At 66.9% G+C, this 20,449-nt stretch carries 15 protein-coding genes; 7 read left to right on the top strand and 8 right to left on the bottom strand.

All coding sequences use genetic code 11. From position 1 onward, the window contains the following. Positions 1-124 precede the first annotated feature (124 nt). The 6 genes from ACZ48C_RS15940 (at position 125) to trxA (ending at position 12,002) form a co-directional block, all read left to right on the top strand. Positions 125-2,572 (top strand): sensor histidine kinase, encoded by a 2,448-nt coding sequence (locus tag ACZ48C_RS15940; protein ID WP_464781701.1) that lies wholly within the window; start codon positions 125-127, stop codon positions 2,570-2,572. Between the two features lie 4 nt (positions 2,573-2,576). Beyond that, entirely contained in the window at positions 2,577-4,073 is a 1,497-nt protein-coding gene (gene tsaE / locus ACZ48C_RS15935; RefSeq protein ID WP_464781700.1) for a tRNA (adenosine(37)-N6)-threonylcarbamoyltransferase complex ATPase subunit type 1 TsaE, read from the top strand. 13 nt (positions 4,074-4,086) lie between these two features. Then, complete coding sequence (locus ACZ48C_RS15930) at positions 4,087-4,821, top strand: nucleotidyltransferase family protein (protein WP_464781699.1); 735 nt, start codon at positions 4,087-4,089, stop codon at positions 4,819-4,821. 37 nt (positions 4,822-4,858) lie between these two features. Beyond that, positions 4,859-8,035 (top strand): double-strand break repair protein AddB, encoded by a 3,177-nt coding sequence (gene addB, locus ACZ48C_RS15925; RefSeq protein WP_464781698.1) that lies wholly within the window; start codon positions 4,859-4,861, stop codon positions 8,033-8,035. Next, positions 8,028-11,585: a double-strand break repair helicase AddA gene (gene addA, locus ACZ48C_RS15920; RefSeq protein WP_464781697.1), complete on the top strand. Its 3,558-nt coding sequence runs from the start codon at positions 8,028-8,030 to the stop codon at positions 11,583-11,585. Before addB ends, addA begins: the two co-directional genes overlap by 8 nt. Before the next feature lie 96 nt (positions 11,586-11,681). Further along, on the top strand, positions 11,682-12,002 hold the full coding sequence (gene trxA / locus ACZ48C_RS15915; RefSeq protein WP_119257972.1) for a thioredoxin: 321 nt from the start codon (positions 11,682-11,684) through the stop codon (positions 12,000-12,002). A 178-nt stretch (positions 12,003-12,180) separates the two neighbouring features. Here trxA and ACZ48C_RS15910 read toward each other — a convergent pair whose 3' ends face one another. From ACZ48C_RS15910 to ACZ48C_RS15890, 5 genes are read right to left on the bottom strand one after another with little or no spacing between them, the layout of a single operon-like run. After that, complete coding sequence (locus tag ACZ48C_RS15910) at positions 12,181-13,524, bottom strand: bifunctional folylpolyglutamate synthase/dihydrofolate synthase (RefSeq protein ID WP_464781696.1); 1,344 nt, start codon at positions 13,522-13,524, stop codon at positions 12,181-12,183. A gap of 1 nt (position 13,525) precedes the next feature. Continuing rightward, on the bottom strand, positions 13,526-14,428 hold the full coding sequence (gene accD, locus ACZ48C_RS15905) for an acetyl-CoA carboxylase, carboxyltransferase subunit beta (protein WP_119257970.1): 903 nt from the start codon (positions 14,426-14,428) through the stop codon (positions 13,526-13,528). Positions 14,429-14,466: 38 nt separating this feature from the next. Continuing rightward, entirely contained in the window at positions 14,467-15,306 is an 840-nt protein-coding gene (gene trpA, locus ACZ48C_RS15900) for a tryptophan synthase subunit alpha (RefSeq protein ID WP_424548647.1), read from the bottom strand. Between the two features lies 1 nt (position 15,307). Beyond that, on the bottom strand, positions 15,308-16,528 hold the full coding sequence (gene trpB / locus ACZ48C_RS15895) for a tryptophan synthase subunit beta (RefSeq protein WP_119257968.1): 1,221 nt from the start codon (positions 16,526-16,528) through the stop codon (positions 15,308-15,310). Next, positions 16,525-17,199 (bottom strand): phosphoribosylanthranilate isomerase, encoded by a 675-nt coding sequence (locus ACZ48C_RS15890; RefSeq protein WP_464781695.1) that lies wholly within the window; start codon positions 17,197-17,199, stop codon positions 16,525-16,527. Before ACZ48C_RS15890 ends, trpB begins: the two co-directional genes overlap by 4 nt. A gap of 129 nt (positions 17,200-17,328) precedes the next feature. Between ACZ48C_RS15890 and ACZ48C_RS15885 the strand changes: the two genes are divergently transcribed. Continuing rightward, complete coding sequence (locus ACZ48C_RS15885) at positions 17,329-17,523, top strand: YqaE/Pmp3 family membrane protein (protein WP_119257967.1); 195 nt, start codon at positions 17,329-17,331, stop codon at positions 17,521-17,523. A gap of 2 nt (positions 17,524-17,525) precedes the next feature. Here the strand turns inward: ACZ48C_RS15885 and ACZ48C_RS15880 are convergent, their stop codons facing one another. From ACZ48C_RS15880 to phaZ, 3 genes are all read right to left on the bottom strand, one after another. Next, a complete protein-coding gene (locus tag ACZ48C_RS15880; RefSeq protein ID WP_464781694.1) occupies positions 17,526-18,287 on the bottom strand; it encodes a M48 family metallopeptidase in 762 nt (253 codons plus the stop codon). 160 nt (positions 18,288-18,447) lie between these two features. Beyond that, positions 18,448-18,888 carry a DUF2852 domain-containing protein gene (locus ACZ48C_RS15875; protein WP_464781693.1) on the bottom strand — a complete coding sequence of 147 codons (441 nt, stop codon included), beginning with the start codon at positions 18,886-18,888 and terminating at the stop codon, positions 18,448-18,450. A gap of 128 nt (positions 18,889-19,016) precedes the next feature. Beyond that, a complete protein-coding gene (gene phaZ / locus ACZ48C_RS15870) occupies positions 19,017-20,306 on the bottom strand; it encodes a polyhydroxyalkanoate depolymerase (RefSeq protein WP_464781692.1) in 1,290 nt (429 codons plus the stop codon). Between the last annotated feature and the right edge of the window lie 143 nt (positions 20,307-20,449).

The raw sequence follows: 20,449 nt of genomic DNA, 5'->3' as shown, positions 1-20,449 counted from the left end.
CAGGCGGCAAACGGACGGAGACATACCGGGGATGATGGCGGAACAGACACGAGGCCGTTCCGGGCAGGCTTTCAGCCTGCCGGGGCGGGATATGGCGCATAGGCTTGCGCCGCAAAATGCAAATATGGTTAACGGCTGGTTGACGAGCCGCGGCAGGCGCATCCTTGCGGCCGGTTCGGCGCTGGCGTCGCTTGCCCTTGCCGGCCCGGCGCATGCCGCCGGCCATCTCGCCACCACGGAAATCGTCACCGGATCCATGATGCTCGGCGTCCTGTCGGCAGCGATGATCTCGGCGCTCTGGATGATCCGCCAGCGCGGCCGCATGGAGGCCGAGCACCGCGAGCTGCGCGCGCACCTTTCCGATGCGCGCCACACCGTTTCCCGCCTGCAGGCGCTGATCGGCGACAAGAATCGCCGCATCGTCATGTGGGACGGCCTTTCCGGCAAGCCGGAATTCCTGGGCCAGTTGCCGCCGGAAACCGGCGCGCCGCAGGCCGACCGCGATTTCCTCGCCTTCGGCCGCTGGCTGAAGCCGGCCTCCGCCGGCGAGATCGAGCGCGCCGTCGAAAAACTGCGCTCGCAGGCCCAGAGCTTCGACCTCGTCGTGGAAACGACCCGCGAGGAAGTGCTGGAAGCGCAGGGCCGCGTTTCCGGCGGGCAGGCCTTCGTGCGCTTCGTGGCGCTCAACAATCTGCGCGCGGAAGCCGCCGAACTGAAGCTGGAGCGCGACCGGCTGGTCGCCGCGCTGACGACCCTGCAGGGCCTGCTCGACCAGATCGACCTGCCCGTCTGGCAGCGCGCCGCGGATGGCTCGCTCGCCTGGGTGAACGAAGCCTATGCCGAGGCCGTGGAGGCCAGGGACGCGGCGGGCGCGGTCACCGAAGGCCGTGAGCTGCTGCCGACCATCGCGCGCGAAAAGATCCGCGCCACCAGCACCTATGACACGCCGTTCCGCGACAAGGTCTCGACCGTCGTGCACGGCAACCGCAGCTTCTTCGACGTGGTGGACGCCCGCAGCGCGACGGGCTCCGCCGGCATCGCCGTCAACGTCTCCGATGTCGAGGCGGTGCGCGAGGAACTGGCGCGCACGCTGAAGAGCCACGCCGAAACGCTCGATCATCTCGCGACGCCCGTCGCGATCTTCGACGGCGACCAGCGCCTGCAATTCTACAACCAGGCCTTCCAGACCATGTGGGAGGTCGACACGGCCTTCCTCGAAGGCAAGCCCGGCAACGGCGAGCTGCTCGATCGCCTGCGCGCCGCAGGCAAGCTGCCGGAACAGCTCAACTGGAAACAGTGGAAGGAAACCGCGCTTTCCGTCTATCGCGCCATCGATACGCAGACCGATCTCTGGCATCTGCCGAACGGCCAGACGCTGCGCGTCTTCGCCACCGCCCGTCCGCAGGGCGGCGCCACCTGGGTCTTCGAGAACCTGACGGAAAAGGTCGATCTCGAGACGCGCTACAACACGCTGGTGCAGGTGCAGGACGAGACGATCGATCACCTCGCCGAAGGCGTCGCGGTGTTCAGCCCGGACGGGCGCATCCGCCTCTCCAACCCGGCCTTCCGGGCGCTGTGGGGCATCAGCGAGGCCGAGGCGAAATCCGGCACCCATATCCGCGCCATCGAGCAGGCCTGCGCACCGTCCTATGACAAGCCGGACGGCTGGAAGCGCTTCGCGCACATCATCACCAGCTTCGACGACGAGCGCCCCTCCTGCCAGGGCGTGCTGGAGCTGCGCACCGGCCTCATCCTCGACTTCGCAGTCATTCCGCTCTCCAACGCCCAGACGATGCTGACCTTCGTCAACGTCACCGACAGCGTGCGCGTCAGCCGCGCCCTGACCGAGAAGAACGAGGCGCTGCGCAAGGCGGATGCCCTGAAGAACGATTTCGTGCAGCACGTCTCCTACGAACTGCGCTCGCCGCTGACCAATATCATCGGCTTCGCCGACCTCCTGAAGACGCCGACCATGGGCGACCTCAACGACCGGCAGGCCGAATATGTCGACCATATCGCGACGTCCTCGGCGGTGCTGCTGACCATCGTCAACGACATCCTCGACCTTGCGACCGTCGATGCCGGCATCATGGAGCTCGACTATACCGAGATCAACCTGACGGACCTCATCGACGACGTGTCGATGCAGTTCGCCGACCGGCTGCACGACGCGCAGGTGACGCTGGAGATCACCGCGCCCGACAATCTCGGCACCATCGTCGCCGACCAGCAGCGGCTCAAGCAGATCCTCATCAAGCTGCTCGGCAATGCCGCGAATTTCGCGCCGGCCGGCAGTGCCATCGGCTTCCGCTGCTGGCGCGAGGGCAGCGACCTCGTCTTCATGGTCTCCGACCGGGGACCGGGCATTCCGCAGGACGTGCTGAAGACCGTGTTCAACCGCTTCGAAAGCCACGGCCGCCACGGCGGCGCGGGCCTCGGCCTTTCCATCGTGGAGAGCTTCGTCAGCCTGCACCACGGCACCGTCAAGATCGACAGCCACGAGGGCCGCGGCACGGACGTCACCGTGCGCATTCCCTCGGCGACGATGACCTCGTTCGCGGCAGCGGAATAGGCGCATGGCGCTCGACATCTTCCTTGCCGACGAAGCCGCGACCATCCGCTTCGGCGAGGACATGGCGATTGCGTTGAAGCGCGGCGACTATGTCGCGCTCTCCGGCGATCTCGGCGCCGGCAAGTCGACCTTTTCGCGCGCGGTGATCCGCGCCATCGCGGACGATGCCTTTCTGGAGGTACCGAGCCCGACCTTCACGCTGGTGCAGAGCTACGACCTCAGGCTTCCCGTCGCCCATTTCGACCTCTACCGTATCGCGGATGCCGCCGAGATCGACGAACTCGGCTTCGACGAGGCGCTTTCCGACGGCATCTGCCTCGTCGAATGGCCGGAAAAGGGCGAAGGCACCCTGCCCGCCGACGGCATCACCCTGACCTTCACACATGAAGGCGAGGGCCGGCGCGTCGTCATCGATGGCCCGGCACCGGCGCTTGCCCGCATCGAGCGGTCCCTCGCCATCCGCACCTTCCTCGACGAAGCCGGCTACCGGGATGCGACGCGCCGGCACCTGACGGGCGATGCCTCCGTGCGCGCCTATGAACATGTCACGTCCGGCGGCACGCGCTATGTGCTCATGGACGCGCCGCGCCACACGCCCGGCCCGATCCTCGCCCATGGCAAATATTACCAGCAGATCGCCCATATCGCCGAGGACGTGAAGCCGTTCATCGCAATCGGCCGTTACCTCGTTTCCCGCGGCCTTCGCGCGCCCGCCATCTACGAGACGGATATCGAACAGGGCATCCTCCTGATCGAGGATCTCGGCAGTGAGGGCGTTCTCGATGCGGAGGGCGCGCCGATCGCGGAGCGCTATCTGGAGAGCGCCGCCTGCCTCGCGCATATGCACAGGCAAGTTTTTGCGCGCGATCTTCCGGTTGCCGATAGCATCGTCCATACCGTGCCGGATTTCGACCGGGACGCCATGCAGATCGAGGTGAGCCTCCTTACCGACTGGTACCTGCCCTGGAAACGGGGCACGCCGGCGAGCGAGAATGAGCGCCAAGAGTACATCGCCATATGGGACGGGCTGATCGCCAGCCTTTCGGCCGCCGAGCACAATCTCCTGCTGCGCGACTTCCATTCGCCGAACATCATCTGGCGGCCGGAGGCGGCAGGCATCGACCGGGTCGGCATCATCGATTTCCAGGACGCGATGATCGGCCCCTCGGCCTATGATGTCGCCTCGCTGGTGCAGGATGCCCGCGTCGATATTCCCGATGACTTGGCGGACGGCATGCTTGCCCGCTACCTCTCGCTGCGCGAGGAACAGAGCGGCTTCGACCGGCAGCGCTTCTCACGCGACTGGCACGTCATGGCGGCGCAGCGCAATTGCAAGCTGGTCGGCATCTGGGTGCGGCTGATGCAGCGCGACGGCAAGCCTGCCTATATGCGCCACATGCCGCGCACCTTCCGTTATCTGACGCAGGCGCTTTCCCATCCCGACCTCGCCCCCTTGCGCGTCTGGTGCGAAAAGGCTGGAATCCTCGCGACCGAATCATAGCGCGAGTGCCCCGATGAAGATCGAAAACGCCATGGTGCTGGCCGCCGGCCTTGGAACGCGCCTGCGCCCCATCACCGACACCATGCCGAAACCGCTCGTGCCGATCGCCGGCAAGCCGATGATCGACTACGGGCTGGATGCGCTGGCCGAAGCAGGCGTTAAGCGCGCCGTCGTCAACGTGCACCACTTCGCCGAACAGATGACGACGCATCTCGCCAGCCGGACGGTGCCGGAGATCGTCCTTTCCGACGAAACGGACCGGCTGATGAATTCCGGCGGCGGGCTTGCCAAGGGTCTGAAGCTGCTCAGCCGCGAACCCGTGCTCGTTATGAACGCCGATCTCTTCTGGATCGGCGAGAAACCCGGCCAGAAAACCAATCTCCAGCGGTTGGCGGAAAGCTTCGATCCCGAGACCATGGACATCCTCATGCTCTGCGTGAAGCTGGAGGATACGACCGGGCACAACGGCAAGAAGGACTTTTCGCTCGATACGGAAGGCCGCCTCACCCGCTACCGGGAAGGCAGCGGTACGCCCGTCGTCTATGCCGGCGCCCTCGCGCTGATGCCGGCGCTGCTCGACGACGCGCCGGACGACGCCTTCAACCTCAACATCTATTTCGACCGCGCCATAGAAACGGGCCGGCTGCACGGCATCATGCTGGAAGGCCACTGGATCACCGTCGGCACGCCCGAGGCCATCGGCGCGGCGGAGGCCGTGATCGGCGCCTTCCGCGAGGCGGCGGCGTGAGGGCCGCAGCCACAGGTCTTCCTAACCGGAGGCAATCATGACGACGCGCGGTGGCGGCCGTATCTATTCGATCCCGGCGAGCCTGCCCTTCCTGAAGACGGTCGCGCAAAGCCTCGTCGACGGGCGGCTCGTTCCCGGCTTCACCTACGATCCCGCCGATCCGCTGGCGCTGGCCGACGTCACCATCTATGTGCCGACCCGGCGCTCGGCCCGCGTCATCCGCTCGGAGTTCGTCGATCTCTTCGGCGGGCGCTCCGCCATCCTGCCCACCATCCGGGCGCTCGGCGAGACGGACGACGACAGCGGCTTCTTCGACGAGGTGGCCCCCGCCCTTCTCGACATGGCAGAGCCGCTTTCCGGCCCGACGCGGCTTCTCGAACTCGCCCGCCTCGTCCTCGCCTGGCGCAACCGGCTGCCGGCCGCCGTCACCTCCATCCATGCCGACAGCCCACTCGTCGCCCCCGCCAGCCCGGCGGATGCCGTGTGGCTTGCCCGCAACCTCGCCGAGATCATCGACGCGATGGAGACGGAGGAGCTCGACTGGTCGGCGCTGGAGAATCTCGACACTTCCAACCATGCGCTCTGGTGGCAGCTCACCGCCGAATTCCTGAAGATCGCCAGCGATTTCTGGCCGGCGCGGCTGACGGAGCTGAACCGCTCTTCGCCATCCCTCCGGCGCAATGCGACGCTCCACGCCGAGACGGAGCGCTATCGCCATTCGCCGCCCAGCGGCCCGGTCATCATCGCCGGCTCGACGGGCTCCATTCCGGCGACGGCCGGGCTGATCGCCGCCGTCGCAGAGCTGCCGAACGGCGTCGTCATCCTGCCGGGGCTCGACCGCTTCATGTCGGACACGGAATGGATGCTGGTCGGCCGGCAGGACGGTGCGCAGAAGCCGGACGCCGCCTCCCGCAGCCATCCGCAATACGGCCTCCACCAGCTGCTCGCCCGCATGGGCTGCACGCGTGCCGACGTGGAAACGCTGGGCACGCCAGCCGAGACGCTGGAATACCGCACGAAGATCCTCTCCAGCGCCTTCCTGCCGACGCAGGCGACGGCCGGGTGGGGCGAGGTCCGCGGCACGCTCGATGCCGGCGGGATGGCGGAAGCGTTCCGCGACGTGTCGCTCGTGGAAGCCGCGAACGAGCGCGAGGAGGCGCTGGCCATCGCCATCGCGCTGCGGCTCGCGCTGGAGGACAGCGAGGAGGCGCAGGCGGCACTGATCACGCCGGACCGCAAGCTCGGCCGGCGCGTCGCCGCGGAACTCGCCCGCTTCGGCATCGAGGCGGACGATTCGGCCGGCACGCCGCTGCTCTCCACGCCGCAGGGCACCTTGCTGCGCCTCCTCACCGAGGCGGCGCTGCGGCCCGGCGATCCTGTGCCGCTCGTCGCCCTGCTGAAACATCCCCTCGCCCGCTTCGGCCTTGCCGAGACCGAGATGCGCGCGGCCGTGACCGCGCTGGAGCTGACGGCGCTGCGCGGCGGCACGGCGGAGATCGACATTTCCACGCTGGAGCCGCTGCTGGAAGCCGCGATGAAGCAGCAGGCAGAGGATCGGCACCCACCCTTCTGGCGCACAGCGCTGCCGGCGGAAGCCCTTCCGCTGGCTCGTGACCTCGCGCGCCGGATCGCCGAAGCCGTCGAGCCGCTGACCGGCCTCCTCGTACAGCAAAGCCGGACAGGGCGGCGCTTCTCCTCGAAACTGCCGCTCTCCGACTGGGCGGAGCGGACCGGGCGGGCGCTGGAGGCGGTGGCTGTGGACGCGCGCGGCGACCTCGCCGCGCTCTGGTCGGACGAGGCCGGCGACAGCCTTGCGAACCTCCTGAAAAGCGTCATCGAGACGGACGGGCAGATCGAGGCCGACGGGCCGCAATGGTGCGATATCATCGAGGCGCTGGCGACGAGCGAGAGCGTCAAGCCGCGCTCCATGCGCCATCCGCGCGTCTTCATCTTCGGCGCGCTGGAATCGCGCCTGCAGAGCGTCGATACCGTCGTGATCGGCGGGCTCAACGAAGGCACCTGGCCGGGACAGGCGGCGAACGACGCCTTCCTCTCCCGCATCATGAAGGTGGAGATCGGGCTGGAGCCGCCAGAACGACGCATCGGCCAGCTCGGCCACGACCTGCAAATGGCCGCCGGGGCGCCGAAACTCATCCTGACACGGGCGCTGCGCAACGGCACCGCCCCCACCGTCGCCTCGCGCTGGCTGCAACGGCTGCTCGCCGTGGGCGGCCCCGCCCTGGCCGGCGACCTGCGCGCGCGCGGCAAAAGCTTCATCGACTGGGCGAATGCGGTGGACAGGAGCGCGCCGGTGCCGAATGCCCCGCGCCCGGCGCCGCGGCCGCCGGCGGAGTTGCAGCCGAGGAAATATTCCTTCAGCCAGATCGGCCGGCTGCGGCGCGACCCCTACGCGATCTATGCCCAGCATATCCTCCGGCTCGATCCCATCGCGCCGTTCAATCTCGATCCCGGTCCGGCCGAGCGCGGCTCGCTCTATCACCGCATCGTCGACCGTTTCGTGCGGGAGGAGACGACCGGCGAGCCGCTTTCACTGATAAGCCGGATTCTCAAGGAGGAGTTCGACGCGGTCGCCCTGCCGCCGCATATCGACGCCGTCTGGCGGCCGCGCTTTGCCGCCGTCGCCCGCGCCTTCGTGGACTGGCACTTGAAGCGGGCAGGCAGCGTGCGGGAAAGCCTGACGGAAGTGCCGGCCTCGCTCGATCTCGCGCTGAGCGGCGTGCGGCTCACCGGCATTGCCGACCGCATCGATATCCTGCCGGACGGCAGCGCCGATCTTCTCGACTACAAGACCGGCAGCACGCCTTCCCTGAAGGTGGCGCGCGCGCTGCTCGACCCGCAGCTCGCGCTTGAGGCGGCGGCGATCAAGCGCGGGGCGTTTCGTGGCCCCGGCATCCGCGAGCCGGCGAACCTTCTTTATGTCCGCCTCAAACCCGGCGAACGGTTCAAGGAAGAGCAGGTCAACAACGAGCATGCGAAATCCGCCAATGCGACGCCGAAATCGGCGGCCGACCTTGCCGAGGAAGCGCTGACGGAGCTGGAGAAGCTGCTGACGGGGCTGATCGCGGGGCGCTACGGCTTCGCCTCGCGGCTGATCCCCGAACAGGAACGGGACTATGGCGGGGAATACGACCATCTGGCGCGCGTCGCCGAATGGTCGTCCGCCGAAAACAGCGGGGAGGGCGAGGATGCTTGAGGAAGACCGGCCCATCTCCACCGAACCCGCCGCCTGGCTGGACTGGACGACGCAGAAACAAGCGATAGCCTCCGATCCGCGCCGCTCGGCCTGGGTCTCGGCCAATGCCGGCTCGGGCAAGACGCATGTGCTGACGCAGCGCGTCATCCGCCTGCTGCTCGCCGGCTGCCGCCCCTCGGCGATCCTCTGCCTCACTTATACCAAGGCAGCTGCCTCGGAAATGTCGAACCGCGTCTTCGAGCGGCTGGCGGAATGGGCGACGCTTTCCGACGAGGCGCTCTCCGAGCGGGTGGCGGCCATCGAGGGCGAGCGGCCGGACCTCTTCAAGCTCGGCGAGGCGCGGCGGCTCTTCGCCCGCGCGCTCGAAACGCCGGGCGGCTTGAAGATCCAGACCATCCACGCCTTCTGCGAGGCGCTGCTGCACCAGTTCCCGCTGGAAGCCAATGTCGCAGGGCATTTTTCCGTGCTTGACGACCGGGCGGCGGCCGTGCTGCTGGCAGATGCGCGACGGACCCTCCTGACTGCGACGGCCAGCGAGGACGACCGGACGCTCGCCGCCGCCTTCGCCACCGTGCTCGACATCGCCGACGATACGGGGCTGGAAAAGCTGATCTCCGACATCGTCGCAAGCCGCGGGCCGATCCGCGAATTCCTCGAAGCCACTGAAAAGGCCGGCGGTGCGGAGGCGGTGCTTCGCCGGGAGATCGGGCTGGCGCCGGATGAAACGGCGGAAGACATCCTCGCCGCCTTCTGGCCGCTCGACGGCTTGCAGGGCGCGATGCTGGAAAGCTATCTCGCCGCTGCCGAAGCACTCGGCAGCGAGACGGTGAAGGCTTCCGCTGCCGGGCTGCGCGGGATCGCGCGACTTTCGGATGCCGAGGCGCGGCGGGCGGCGCTGCGCGACCTCTTCTTCACCGGCACCGGCTCGCCACGCAGCCTGGAGCGCTCGTTCTTCTCTAAGAAGATAAAGGACAGCGCGCCCCATCTTGAAGCAGCGCTACAGGCCGCGCAGGCCCATGTGATCGCCTGCGACGACCGGCTGCGGCGCTTGCGCATGTACGAGGCGACGCTTGCCGCGCTCGTCATCGCCGAGCGGCTGATCGGTGACTACGAGGACCTGAAGCGCGCACGCAGCCTGCTCGATTTCGACGACCTGATCGACCGCACCGCATCGCTTCTGACGCGCGAGCGGGTGAGCGCCTGGGTGCATTACAAGCTCGACCAGGGCATCGACCATATCCTCGTCGACGAGGCGCAGGATACCAGCCCGCGGCAATGGCAGATCGTCAAGGCGCTGACGGACGATTTCTTCGCCGGCGAAACGGCGCGGATCGCCGGGCGCACGATCTTCGCCGTGGGGGACGAGAAGCAGTCGATCTATTCCTTCCAGGGGGCGCGGCCGGAGCGGTTCGCCGAGGAGGGGCGCGAGGTCTCCCGCCGCACGCAGGTTGCGGAGGCGGCGTTCAGCCCGATCCGGCTGCTGCTTTCCTTCCGCTCGACTCGGGACGTGCTTTCGGCCGTCGACCGGGTGTTTCTCGACCCCGCCAATGCGCGCGGGCTGACGCCGGACGGCGGCGAGATCGTGCATGCCTCCAATCGTGGGCGCGAGCCGGGGGCGGTCGATATCTGGGAAGTGATCGCCGCGCCGCCGGGGCTCGACGAGGAGGACTGGACGGCGCCCTTCGACGCCGTCGCCGAGGAAGCGCCGATCAACGTGCTCGCCCGGCGCATCGCCGATACGCTCGCCGGCTGGATCGGCCGCGAGACCATCACGGAAAAGGGCAAGGCGCGGCTGATGGAGGCCGGCGACGTGATCGTGCTGGTGCGCAAGCGCGACGCCTTCGTCAACGCGCTGACGCGCACGCTCAAGCAGCGGCACAACCTGCCTGTTGCCGGCGCGGACCGGCTGGTACTGACCAAGCATATCGCCGTGCAGGACCTGATGGCGCTCGGCCGCTTCGCCGTGCTGCCGGAGGACGATCTTTCGCTGGCCTCGCTCTTGAAGAGCCCGCTGTTCGGGCTCGACGAGGAGACCCTGTTCGAGCTTGCCGCCCGGCGCGGCGCAAAGCAGACGCTCTGGGCGCGGCTTCGCGACATGGCGGAGACGGATGAGAGGCTGGCGGCGGTCGTTCGCCGGCTTGAGAGTACGATTCGCGATGCGCGCGGCCAGTCCGTGCACGATTTCTATGCCCGCATCCTCGGCGCAGGCGGCGGGCGACGGGCCTTCCTTGCGCGGCTCGGGGCGGAGGCGGGCGAGATCATCGACGAATTCCTGACCTTCGCGCTGGAGCAGGAGGATAACGGCCTGCCGGGCCTGCAGGCCTTCGTCTCGACGCTGGAACTGGAGGCGCCGACCGTCAAGCGCGAGCAGGACAAGGCGCGCGGCGAGATCCGTATCATGACCGTGCATGCCGCCAAGGGGCTGGAGGCGCCGGTCGTCTTCCTCGTCGACGGCGGGGCGAAGGCCTTCAGCCATAGCCACATGCCGCAGCTACGCTTCCTTGCGACGCCCGGCCTTGCCGGCGGCCTACCGGCCTGGCTGCCGCTGAAGGACCTTGGCAATGCCATGACCGAGGCCGATGCCGAACGGATCAAGGCGGGGGCGGAGGAGGAATATCGCCGACTGCTCTATGTGGCGATGACGCGCGCAGCCGACCGGCTCGTCGTCTGCGGCTATCGCGGCCGGCAGGAGAACAAGGATACCTGGCACCCGATGATCGCGGCCGCGCTCTCCGCCGATGACGCGCGCTGCGTGGAGGCCACTTTCGCGACCGCGAGCGAAAGCTGGCAGGGCCTCGCCTGGCGAGAAGCCGGGGCGGCGGCGGTCGGCGAGGTCATCGCGGCGGCAGCCGAGCAGAAGCCGCAGGCGGCGTTGCCGGAGGCGCTGGGACGCCCCCTGCCGCCGCAGAAATCCTTGCCGCGGCCGCTCAGCCCTTCCGGCGCGGCAGCGGTGATCGAGACGGACAAGGCGGACCTTCTGGTGCCCTCGGCGCTGTTCGGCCGGAAGGGCGGCACGGCCGGGGCCGGACTCGCACTGGAGCGCGGGCGCATCCTGCACCGCTTCCTGCAAGTCCTGCCCGCCTTCGAACCTATGGAGCGCGCGGCGGCGGCGCGGCGTTACCTGGAACGGGCGGCGGCGAACTGGCCGGAAAGCGCGCGGGCCTCGCTCATCGCGGCGGCGCTGGCCGTCATCGATGACGAAAGCCTTGCCGCGATCTTTTCGCCCGCGGCGCGGGCGGAAGTGTCGATCATGGGTACGCTGGCGCTCGGCAGCCGGGACTATGCCGTCTCGGGGCGCATCGACCGCATGGCGGTGACGGAAAGCGCGGTCGAGATCGTCGATTTTAAGACGAACCGCGTGCCGCCGGGCTCGCTGGACGAGGTTCCGTTCGAGCACCGGGCGCAGCTTGCGATCTACCGCGCGATCCTTGCCCCGCTCTATCCCGGCCGGGAAATCCGCTGCGGGCTGATCTATACAGAAGCGGCAAAAACCTATTGGCTGGATGCCGCCCGCATGGAGGCGAGCCTTGCCGAACTTGCCTCGAAGTGAGATACCGGAAAGGACGATCCGCCGCCCGGCCGGCCTTGAAACCGGCGGCAGGCAGCATCACATCTTATGCAACGATCACCATTCAAGGAGAGCCTCATGGCTACCGTCAAAGTCGACCAGTCCAATTTCCAGGCCGAAGTCCTCAATTCCGCAGAGCCGGTCGTCGTCGATTTCTGGGCCGAATGGTGCGGCCCCTGCAAGATGATCGCGCCCGCGCTCGAGGAGATTTCCTCGGAACTCGCCGGCAAGGTGAAGGTCGCCAAGCTGAACATCGACGAGAACCCGGAACTCGCCGCCCAGTACGGCGTACGCTCCATTCCGACGCTCGCCCTGTTCAAGGGCGGTGAAGTCGCCGACATCAAGGTCGGCGCCGCGCCGAAGACGGCCCTCTCCTCATGGATTTCCAGCGCCGCCTGAACGGACCGCGATTGGACAAGATCAAGCCCGGCCTTCGTGCCGGGCTTATTTTTTGGCGAGCGTAATCCTCGGCCTTGACCCGAGGATCCATGCGGCAGGAGAGGGACCGCATTTATCGGCCCTTTCGAGCGTTCCGCGCTGGCTGACGCCTGGCGCCACGCATTTCTGCAGGATTGCTTCAGGCCGGCGGCGTGCCGTTGTCGGCGAGGACATCGCCGACGAGATAGAGCGAGCCGCCGATGAGGATGCGCGGGGGGACGGAGTCCTCCGCGGTGATGCGGGCGATTTCGGCGAGCGCCTCTGCGACCGTCGAGAGCGGCGCGGCGTCGAGGCCGGCGCGGGCGGCGTCATCGGCGAGCGAGACCGGGTCGAGACCGGCATCGGAGCCGCGGATCGGCACCGTGAAGACGCGCTCGGCGAGGCCGCCGAAAGGCTCGAAATAGCCGACCGGGTCCTTCGTGTTGATCATGCCGGTGACGAGGAACAGCGGGCGCGCCTCGCGCTCCTCGAAATTCGCCATGGTCTCGGAAATCACCTGGCCGGCGCCGGGATTGTGGCCGCCGTCGACCCAGATCTCGCTGCCGCGCGGGGCGAGCCGAAGCAGCGCGCCATCCGGCAACCGCTGGAGGCGGCCCGGCCATTCGACGCGGGCGAGGCCGATTTCCATGGCATGCTCCGACACCGCAAGGCCCGCCGCCTTGACGGCGCGGATGGCGGCGGCGGCATTGGCATATTGGTGGCGGCCCGGCAGGCGCGGCAACGGCAGGTCGGCGAGGCCGAACTCGTCCTGGTAGACGAGGCGGCCATATTCCTCATGTGCCATGAAATCCTGGCCGTAGACGGCATAGGGGCAGCCGAGCCGCTCGGCGGTCTCGATCAGCACGTCGCGGGCCGCTTCCTCGCTCTGGAAGCCGATGACGACGGGCGCGCCGCGCTTCATGATGCCGGCCTTCTCGGCGGCGATCAGTTCGACGCGGTCGCCAAGATAGGCCTGGTGGTCGAGCGAGATCGGCATGATGACCGAGACGGCGGGATGCTGAATGACATTGGTCGCGTCGAAGCGACCGCCGAGGCCGACCTCGATGATCGCGACATCCGCCGGATGCTCGGAAAACAGCAGGAAGGTGACGGCCGTCAGGATTTCGAAGACAGTGATCTTCTCGCCGCCATTGGCCTCTGCGACGCGGCGCACCGCATCGGCAAGGACGGCGTCTTCGACGAAGCGGCCGCGCCCGCCCTTGACGCCGAGGCGATAGCGCTCGTGCCAGTTGACGAGATGGGGCGAGGTGTGGACGTGGACGGAAAGGCCCTCGGCCTCGAGGATCGAACGGCAGAAGGCCGTGACCGAGCCCTTGCCGTTAGTGCCGGCGACATGGATGACCGGCGGCAGCTTCAGGTGCGGATTACCGAGCACGGTGAGAAGCCGCGTGATGCGGTCCAGCGAAAGATCGAACCCCTTGGGATGGAGACCGAGAAGCTTCTCGATCTCCGCTGCCGCCTCGCTGGCCACCACGCCGGTCATGTCACTGGGCCGCGATGGCGAGGGCGCCGTTCGCGGCCGAGGATGCGGCCGGCTTCTTCATCAGGATTTTCAGAAGGCGGGCGAGCGTATCGGGAATGTCATGACGCTTGACGACCATGTCGACCATGCCGTGGTCGAGCAGGTATTCCGAGGTCTGGAAGCCTTCCGGCAGCTTCTCGCGGATGGTCTGCTCGATGACGCGCTTGCCGGCGAAGCAGATTTCCGCGCCAGGTTCGGCGAGATGGATATCGCCCAGCATGGCGTAGGAGGCCGTCACACCGCCCGTCGTCGGGTTGGTGAGCACGACGATATAGGGCAGGCCCGCTTCCTTCAGCATCTCCACGGCGACCGTGGTGCGGGGAAGCTGCATCAGCGAGAGGATGCCTTCCTGCATGCGCGCGCCGCCGGAGGCGGGGAACATGACGAGCGGGCACTTTTCCGCGATGGCGCGCTCGAAGGCCTTGATGATCGCCTCGCCGGCGGCAATGCCGAGCGAGCCGCCCATGAAGGCGAATTCGTGCACGACGGCCACGAGCTTGACGCCGCGCACCTTGCCGACGCCGGCAAGGATCGTGTCTTCCAGCTCGGTCTTGGCGCGGCTGTCTTTCAGGCGGTCCGTGTATTTCTTCGAATCGCGGAACTTCAGCGGGTCCTGCGCGACCTTCGGCTGCTGCAGGGACTCGTAGACGCCCTCGTCGAAGAGGTCCTTCAGGCGGGCCTTGGCCGGCATCTTCATGTGGTAACCCGAAGCCGGGATGACCCACTTGTTCTCCTCGAGATCGCGGTGGAACACCATCTCGCCGGTTTCCGGGCACTTGATCCAGAGATTTTCCGGTACATCCCGGTCAGGGCGGCCAAGCATCGAGTTGATCTTCGGCCGAACGTAATTCGTGATCCAGTTCACGGTCTAGCTCCCGTTACAATGGTTCCCATGTGGGAACTTTACTCCGCCGCCGCAAGGCGCGATGCACGCACGCCCGATGCGAGGCTCATGACCAGCGTCTCGACACCGGCGACGGTGGCGGCGCTTGCCGTGCCTTCCGCCGTGAGGCTGGAGGCGATCTGGTTGACGATGGCGGTGCCGACGACGACGCCATCCGCCGACGCGCCGATGGCGCGGGCGTGCTCGGCCGTCTTGACGCCGAAGCCGACGCAGACCGGCAGCTTCGTATGTGCCTTGATGCGGCCGACCGCGCCGCCGATGAGCGAGGGATCGGGCAGGGCCGAGCCGGTGATGCCGTTCATCGACACATAGTAGACGAAGCCCGACGTGTTCTTCAGGACGGCCGGCAGGCGCTTCTCGTCCGTGGTCGGGGTCGCGAGGCGGATGAAGTTGATGCCCTTGGCGAGCGCCGGGATGCAGAGCTCGTCATCCATTTCCGGCGGCAGATCGACGACGATGAGGCCGTCGATGCCGGCTTCCAGCGCGTCGCTCAGGAAGCGCTCGACACCGTAGATATAGATCGGGTTGTAGTAGCCCATCAGCACGATCGGCGTCGCGTCGTCCTCCTTGCGGAAGTCGCGGGCCATCTGCAGCGTCTTGGCGAGCGTCTGGCCGCCCTTCAGCGCGCGCTGGCCGGCGAGCTGGATCGCCGGGCCGTCGGCCATCGGATCGGAGAAGGGCATGCCGAGTTCGATGACGTCGGAGCCGGCCTTCGGCAGCGCCTTCATGATCTCCAGCGAGCTCGCATAGTCGGGATCGCCGCCCATGAAATAGGTGACGAGGGCCGGGCGACCTTCGGCCGCGAGATCCGCGAAGCGTTTGTCCATGCGTGCGGTCATCTTAGAGCTCCATGCCGAGGATCTTGCCGACGGTGAAGATATCCTTGTCGCCGCGGCCGGAGAGGTTCATCAGGATGATCTGGTCCTTGCCCATCTTCGGCGCGCGCTTGATCACCTCGGCAACGGCGTGGCTCGGCTCCAGCGCCGGGATGATCCCTTCGAGCTTCGTCAGAAGCTGGAAGGCTTCCAGCGCCTCGTCGTCCATGATCGGAACGTATTCGGCGCGGCCGATCTCGTGCAGCCAGGCATGCTCCGGGCCGATGCCAGGATAGTCGAGGCCGGCGGAAATGGAATGGCCTTCCTTGATCTGGCCGTCGGCATCCTGCAGCAGATAGGTGCGGTTGCCATGTAGGACGCCCGGGGAACCGGCCGTCAGCGAGGCGCAATGCTCCTCACCGTCGAGGCCCTTCCCGCCGGCTTCGACGCCGACGATCTGGACGTTCTTGTCGTCGAGGAAGGGATGGAAGAGGCCGATCGCATTGGAGCCACCGCCGACGGCGGCGACGACCATGTCCGGCAGGCGGCCTTCGGCGGCGAGCATCTGCTCGCGCGCTTCCACGCCGATGACGGCCTGGAAGTCGCGCACCAGTTCCGGATAGGGATGCGGGCCGGCGGCGGTGCCGATCAGGTAATAGGTATCATCGACATTGGTGACCCAGTCGCGCAGCGCCTCGTTCATGGCGTCCTTCAGCGTGCCGTGGCCGGCCGTGACAGGACGCACTTCCGCGCCGAGCAGCTTCATGCGGAAGACGTTCGGAGCCTGACGCTCGACATCCGTCGCGCCCATATAGACGACGCAGGGGAAGCCGAAGCGCGCGGCGACGGTGGCGGAGGCGACGCCATGCTGGCCGGCGCCGGTCTCCGCGATGATGCGCGTCTTGCCCATGCGCTTGGCGAGCAGGATCTGGCCGATGCAATTGTTGATCTTGTGCGAGCCGGTGTGGTTCAGCTCCTCGCGCTTGAAGTAGATCTTCGCGCCGCCGAGATGCTGCGTCAGGCGCTCGGCATAATAGAGAGGGCTCGGGCGGCCGATATAATGGGCGCCGAGGTCCTTCAGCTCCGCCTGGAAGGCCGGGTCGGTCTTGGCCTTGTTCCACTCTTCCTGAAGGTCGAGGATCAGCGGCATCAGGGTCTCGGCGACGAAGCGCCCGCCGAAGATGCCGAAACGGCCGTCCTCGTCCGGACCCTCGCGGTAGGAATTCAGGTTGGGTGACTGGTTCACTTGCCTCTCCCTGCGGCGGCGGTTTCGCGTTCCGCCTGTCGTGCCGCTTCAAAAAACGCTTCCATCAGGCCGAGGTCCTTGATGCCGGGCGCGCTCTCGACGCCGGAACTTGCGTCGATGCCGGGCGCGCCGGTCATCCGGATGGCCTCGGCGAGGTTATCCTTGTTCAGCCCACCCGAAAGCATGTAATCGACGCCGCCGTCAAGCAGATGCATGAGGTTCCAGTCGAAGGAGACGCCGTTGCCGCCCGGAAGCTCGGAGCCCGCCGGCGGCTTGGCATCGAAGAGGAAGCGGTCGGCGATGCCGATATAGGGGTCGATCTTCTTGAGATCGTCCGCCTCGCGCACGGAAAAGGCCTTCATCACCGGCAGGCCATAGACCGCCTTGACGGTCAGCACCCGCTCCGGGCTTTCATTACCGTGGAGCTGGAGAATATCAGGCGAAAGCTGGTCGACGATCTCGTCCAGCGTGTCGCTGTCGGCATTGACGGTGACGGCGACGATCTTCGCGCGGCCGCGCGCCCGCTCCGCCAGCCGGCCGGCATCGGCGGGCTCGATGTTGCGCGGGCTCTTGGGGAAGAAGATGAAGCCGATATGGCTGGCGCCGAGCGCGACCGCCCTGTCGACGGCCTCTTCGGTCTTCAGCCCGCAGATTTTGATGTCGAGTGTCATGGTCGAGGGAGTCGCACGAATCACCGGAAGAGTCGAGCCGAAAGACGGCGGCAAAAGGGCCGGGACCGGCGCCCTTGCATGGGCGGCCAGCGCGCCCATATGGAGGAAAGACAAACACCGGAGACGACCATGCGGCTCATCATCGCCATCCTCCTGCCCTTCCTGGTGTTCTTCACCATCGGGCGGCCGATTGCCGGCATCATCTGCCTCATCCTGCAGGTGACGTTGATCGGCTGGCTGCCGGCCGCGATCTGGGCGGTCTATGCGCTGGGGCAGTACAATACGGACAGGAAAATCCGCGAGGCGCTGGCGGATCGCCGCTGAAGCTAGCCGAAATCCACGGCATGCAGCAGGCTGCCGTTGCGCTTGAGCCAGCGCTTGGCCTCCTCCGTCGCGGGGCAGAGCTGCGCGCAGAGCGACCAGAAGGCGGGACTGTGGTTCATCTCGGAAAGATGCGCCACCTCATGGGCGGCGAGATAATCGATGACATGGGGCGGAGCCATGGCGATGCGCCAGGAGAAGCTGAGCGCGCCGTCCGCCGAGCAGGAGCCCCAGCGGCTGCGGGTATCACGCAGGGTCAAGGACTTCACGCGCTTGCCGATACGCCCGGCATGGACGGCGACGAGCCTGTCCAGTTCCAGCCGCGCTTCCTTTTTCAGGAAATCGCTGATCCGGCGGGGAATGCTTTCCTCCATGCCGCCGACGCGCAGCACGGCCTCGTCATCGACGATGACGGCCTCCGTCAGCCCGCGCAGCCTGCCTGTCGCCTCGATGCGGTGGGCGATGCCGCGGATCATGACATAGCCACCGTCTTCGAGCTCGTTGCTGGAGCGGAATTTAGCCAGCTTCGTCATCAGCCAGCCCTGATGGCGGGCGAGGAACTCGCGGATGTCGCGCTCGGCAATGCCGTTCGGCACCGTCATGCGCAAGGCGCGCCCGCCGGGCTCGATGCGCAGCGTCAGGCGCGTGGCGCGCAGGTCGCGTTTGATGGTGAGCGGCAGGGCCCGGCCATTGACGTCGATCTCGCGCCGTTCCGGCGGAGGCGGGGCCTTCAGGGCCTTGCGGGGCTTGCGAGCCAAGGGAAACATGCTGCCTTTCATAGCCGATTCGGTGGCGGCTGAAACGCCTCGACGAAAAACCGGCGCACGCGGCGCCGGTGATGTTTTGCTCGATTCACTGCCCTTGCGTGGATCCTCGGGTCAAGCCCGACGATGACAGAGGGTGGGGCAACGGACTGGCCCAAGCGTCTTACGTAGCCGGGAAGCCCGGGACGTCGCCCTGGCCCCTGGCGCGGCGTTCGCGCATGAAGCGGTCGAACTCCTCCTGGTCCTTGGCGCGGCGCAGTTCGCGGCTGTAGGCGTCGAACTCCTCGCGCATCTCGTCGAGCTTGCGGCGCTCCTCGTCGAGGCGGGCGAGCTCGGCGTCACGCCAGTCGTCGAAGGCGGCATTGCCGGTGGCGCTGCGGAAGGCGTGGCCACGGTTGCGGCCGCCACGGAACTTGCCGCGGCAGGAGGCGAACATGCCGTCCACGGTGTCGTTGGCGTCTTTCTTGAAGTTTTTCAGGCGGTCGCCGAAGATGATGTAGGCAAGCATGGCAAGGCCGAGCGGCCAGAACACCACGAAGCCGAGCACCATCAGGGCGATGGTCGCAGGCGTCCAGTCCGGACGAATCAGTGCTGACTGGTTCATGTGCAATCTTCCTCACGATCGGCGGAAACCACTCCGGCTTCCGGTGATTCCGATGTGGGCAGACCGGCCCGGGCGTTCAAGGCAATGCCCGGGAGATTCGGGCAAGTGCCTGAAACGAGCCCGGAAAATCAGGCGGCGTCGCCGGATTTCCCGCCCTTGATGACACGCGGCACCGGCTTTGCCTTCTCGCCCCGGCCATGCGCGGCAATGAAGGAGAGGATGCGCGGCGCGATCTCCCTGCGGAAGCGCGAGCCGTTGAAGACGCCGTAATGGCCGACATCCGGCTGAACATAATGCATGCGCATATGGTCGGGGATGCTGGTGCAGATGGTCTGCGCCGCCTCGGTCTGGCCGACGCCGGAAATATCGTCGTTCTCGCCCTCGACGGTGAGCAGCGCCACCTTGCGGATCGCCGTCGTGTCGACGGGCCGCGTCCGGTGCATCATCTCGCCCTTCGGCAGGGCGTGCTTCATGAAGACCGTTTCCACCGTCTGCAGGTAGAATTCGGCGGTGAGGTCCATGACGGCGAGATATTCGTCGTAGAAGTCGCGGTGCTTTTCGGCGGCATCGCCGTCGTTCTTCACGAGATGGGCGAAAAATTCCTTGTGCGCGATGACATGGCGGTCGAGGTTCATCGACATGAAGCCGGAAAGCTGCAGGAAGCCCGGATAAACCATGCGCATGAAGCCCGGCTGCGGCCACGGAACCGGCATGACGACATTGTCGCGGAACCACTCGATCGGCTTTTCCTCGGCGAGCTTGTTCACGGCGGTCGGGTTGATGCGCGTGTCGATCGGCCCGCCCATCAGCGTCATGGTGGCGGGCGAAAGCGGATCGTCCTCGGCCTCCATCACGGCCACGGCCGCCAGAACCGGCACGGCCGGCTGGCAGACGGCGATGACGTGGGTATCCGGCCCCAGCGCATGCAGCATCTGGATGACGTAATCGATATAGTCATCGAGATCGAAGGTGCCTTCGGAGAGCGGCACCATGCGCGCGTCGATCCAGTCGGTGATGTGCACTTCCGCATGGGGCAGCATCGCCTCGACGGTGCCGCGCAGCAGCGTCGCATAGTGGCCCGACATCGGCGCGACAATCAGGATCTTCGGATCCTTGCGATGGCCGGCGGGCAGACAGCGCTCGAAATGGATGAGGTTGCAGAAGGGGCGCTGCCAGACGACCTTTTCATGCACGGAGACGGGCTTGCCCTCGATGACCGTAGTATCGAGGCCGAAAGCCGGCTTGCCGTAGCGCCGGGTGGTACGCTCGAGCACCTCGAAGCCGGCGGCCATGGTGCGGCCGAAATAGGTATGGGAGAGCGGGTTGAGCGGATTGCGGAAGGCAATGCGCATCTGGTCCGCCGCGGCGCGCCAGGGCGCCATCATCGCATGATTGAGTTCGTAGAGCTGGTAGTACATCTGCGCGTTATCCCATTTCCCGGCGGGAGCTCATGCCTCGCGCCGTCTCACCCGGTTTCCGCAATTGCGAAAACACTAACAGGTTTTCGCTGCGTGGCAACATTCCACGGGGAGCATCCTACGCCCACGAACCTTTCGCCAGA

It is taken from the genome of Shinella sp. 1A1 (assembly GCF_055379515.1).
The sequence above is the reverse complement of the archived record's forward strand: the minus strand, read 5'-3'. Positions and strand labels throughout refer to the sequence as shown.

What these genes read in the sequence shown, in the direction of transcription:
- ACZ48C_RS15940 (WP_464781701.1), top strand. Translation starts at nt 125, where the DNA reads ATGGTTAACGGCTGGTTGACGAGCCGCGGCAGGCGCATCCTTGCGGCC.
- tsaE (WP_464781700.1), top strand. Translation starts at nt 2,577, where the DNA reads ATGGCGCTCGACATCTTCCTTGCCGACGAAGCCGCGACCATCCGCTTC.
- ACZ48C_RS15930 (WP_464781699.1), top strand. Translation starts at nt 4,087, where the DNA reads ATGAAGATCGAAAACGCCATGGTGCTGGCCGCCGGCCTTGGAACGCGC.
- addB (WP_464781698.1), top strand. Translation starts at nt 4,859, where the DNA reads ATGACGACGCGCGGTGGCGGCCGTATCTATTCGATCCCGGCGAGCCTG.
- addA (WP_464781697.1), top strand. Translation starts at nt 8,028, where the DNA reads ATGCTTGAGGAAGACCGGCCCATCTCCACCGAACCCGCCGCCTGGCTG.
- trxA (WP_119257972.1), top strand. Translation starts at nt 11,682, where the DNA reads ATGGCTACCGTCAAAGTCGACCAGTCCAATTTCCAGGCCGAAGTCCTC.
- ACZ48C_RS15910 (WP_464781696.1), bottom strand. Translation starts at nt 13,524, where the DNA reads ATGACCGGCGTGGTGGCCAGCGAGGCGGCAGCGGAGATCGAGAAGCTT.
- trpA (WP_424548647.1), bottom strand. Translation starts at nt 15,306, where the DNA reads ATGACCGCACGCATGGACAAACGCTTCGCGGATCTCGCGGCCGAAGGT.
- ACZ48C_RS15890 (WP_464781695.1), bottom strand. Translation starts at nt 17,199, where the DNA reads ATGACACTCGACATCAAAATCTGCGGGCTGAAGACCGAAGAGGCCGTC.
- ACZ48C_RS15885 (WP_119257967.1), top strand. Translation starts at nt 17,329, where the DNA reads ATGCGGCTCATCATCGCCATCCTCCTGCCCTTCCTGGTGTTCTTCACC.
- ACZ48C_RS15880 (WP_464781694.1), bottom strand. Translation starts at nt 18,287, where the DNA reads ATGTTTCCCTTGGCTCGCAAGCCCCGCAAGGCCCTGAAGGCCCCGCCT.
- ACZ48C_RS15875 (WP_464781693.1), bottom strand. Translation starts at nt 18,888, where the DNA reads ATGAACCAGTCAGCACTGATTCGTCCGGACTGGACGCCTGCGACCATC.
- phaZ (WP_464781692.1), bottom strand. Translation starts at nt 20,306, where the DNA reads ATGTACTACCAGCTCTACGAACTCAATCATGCGATGATGGCGCCCTGG.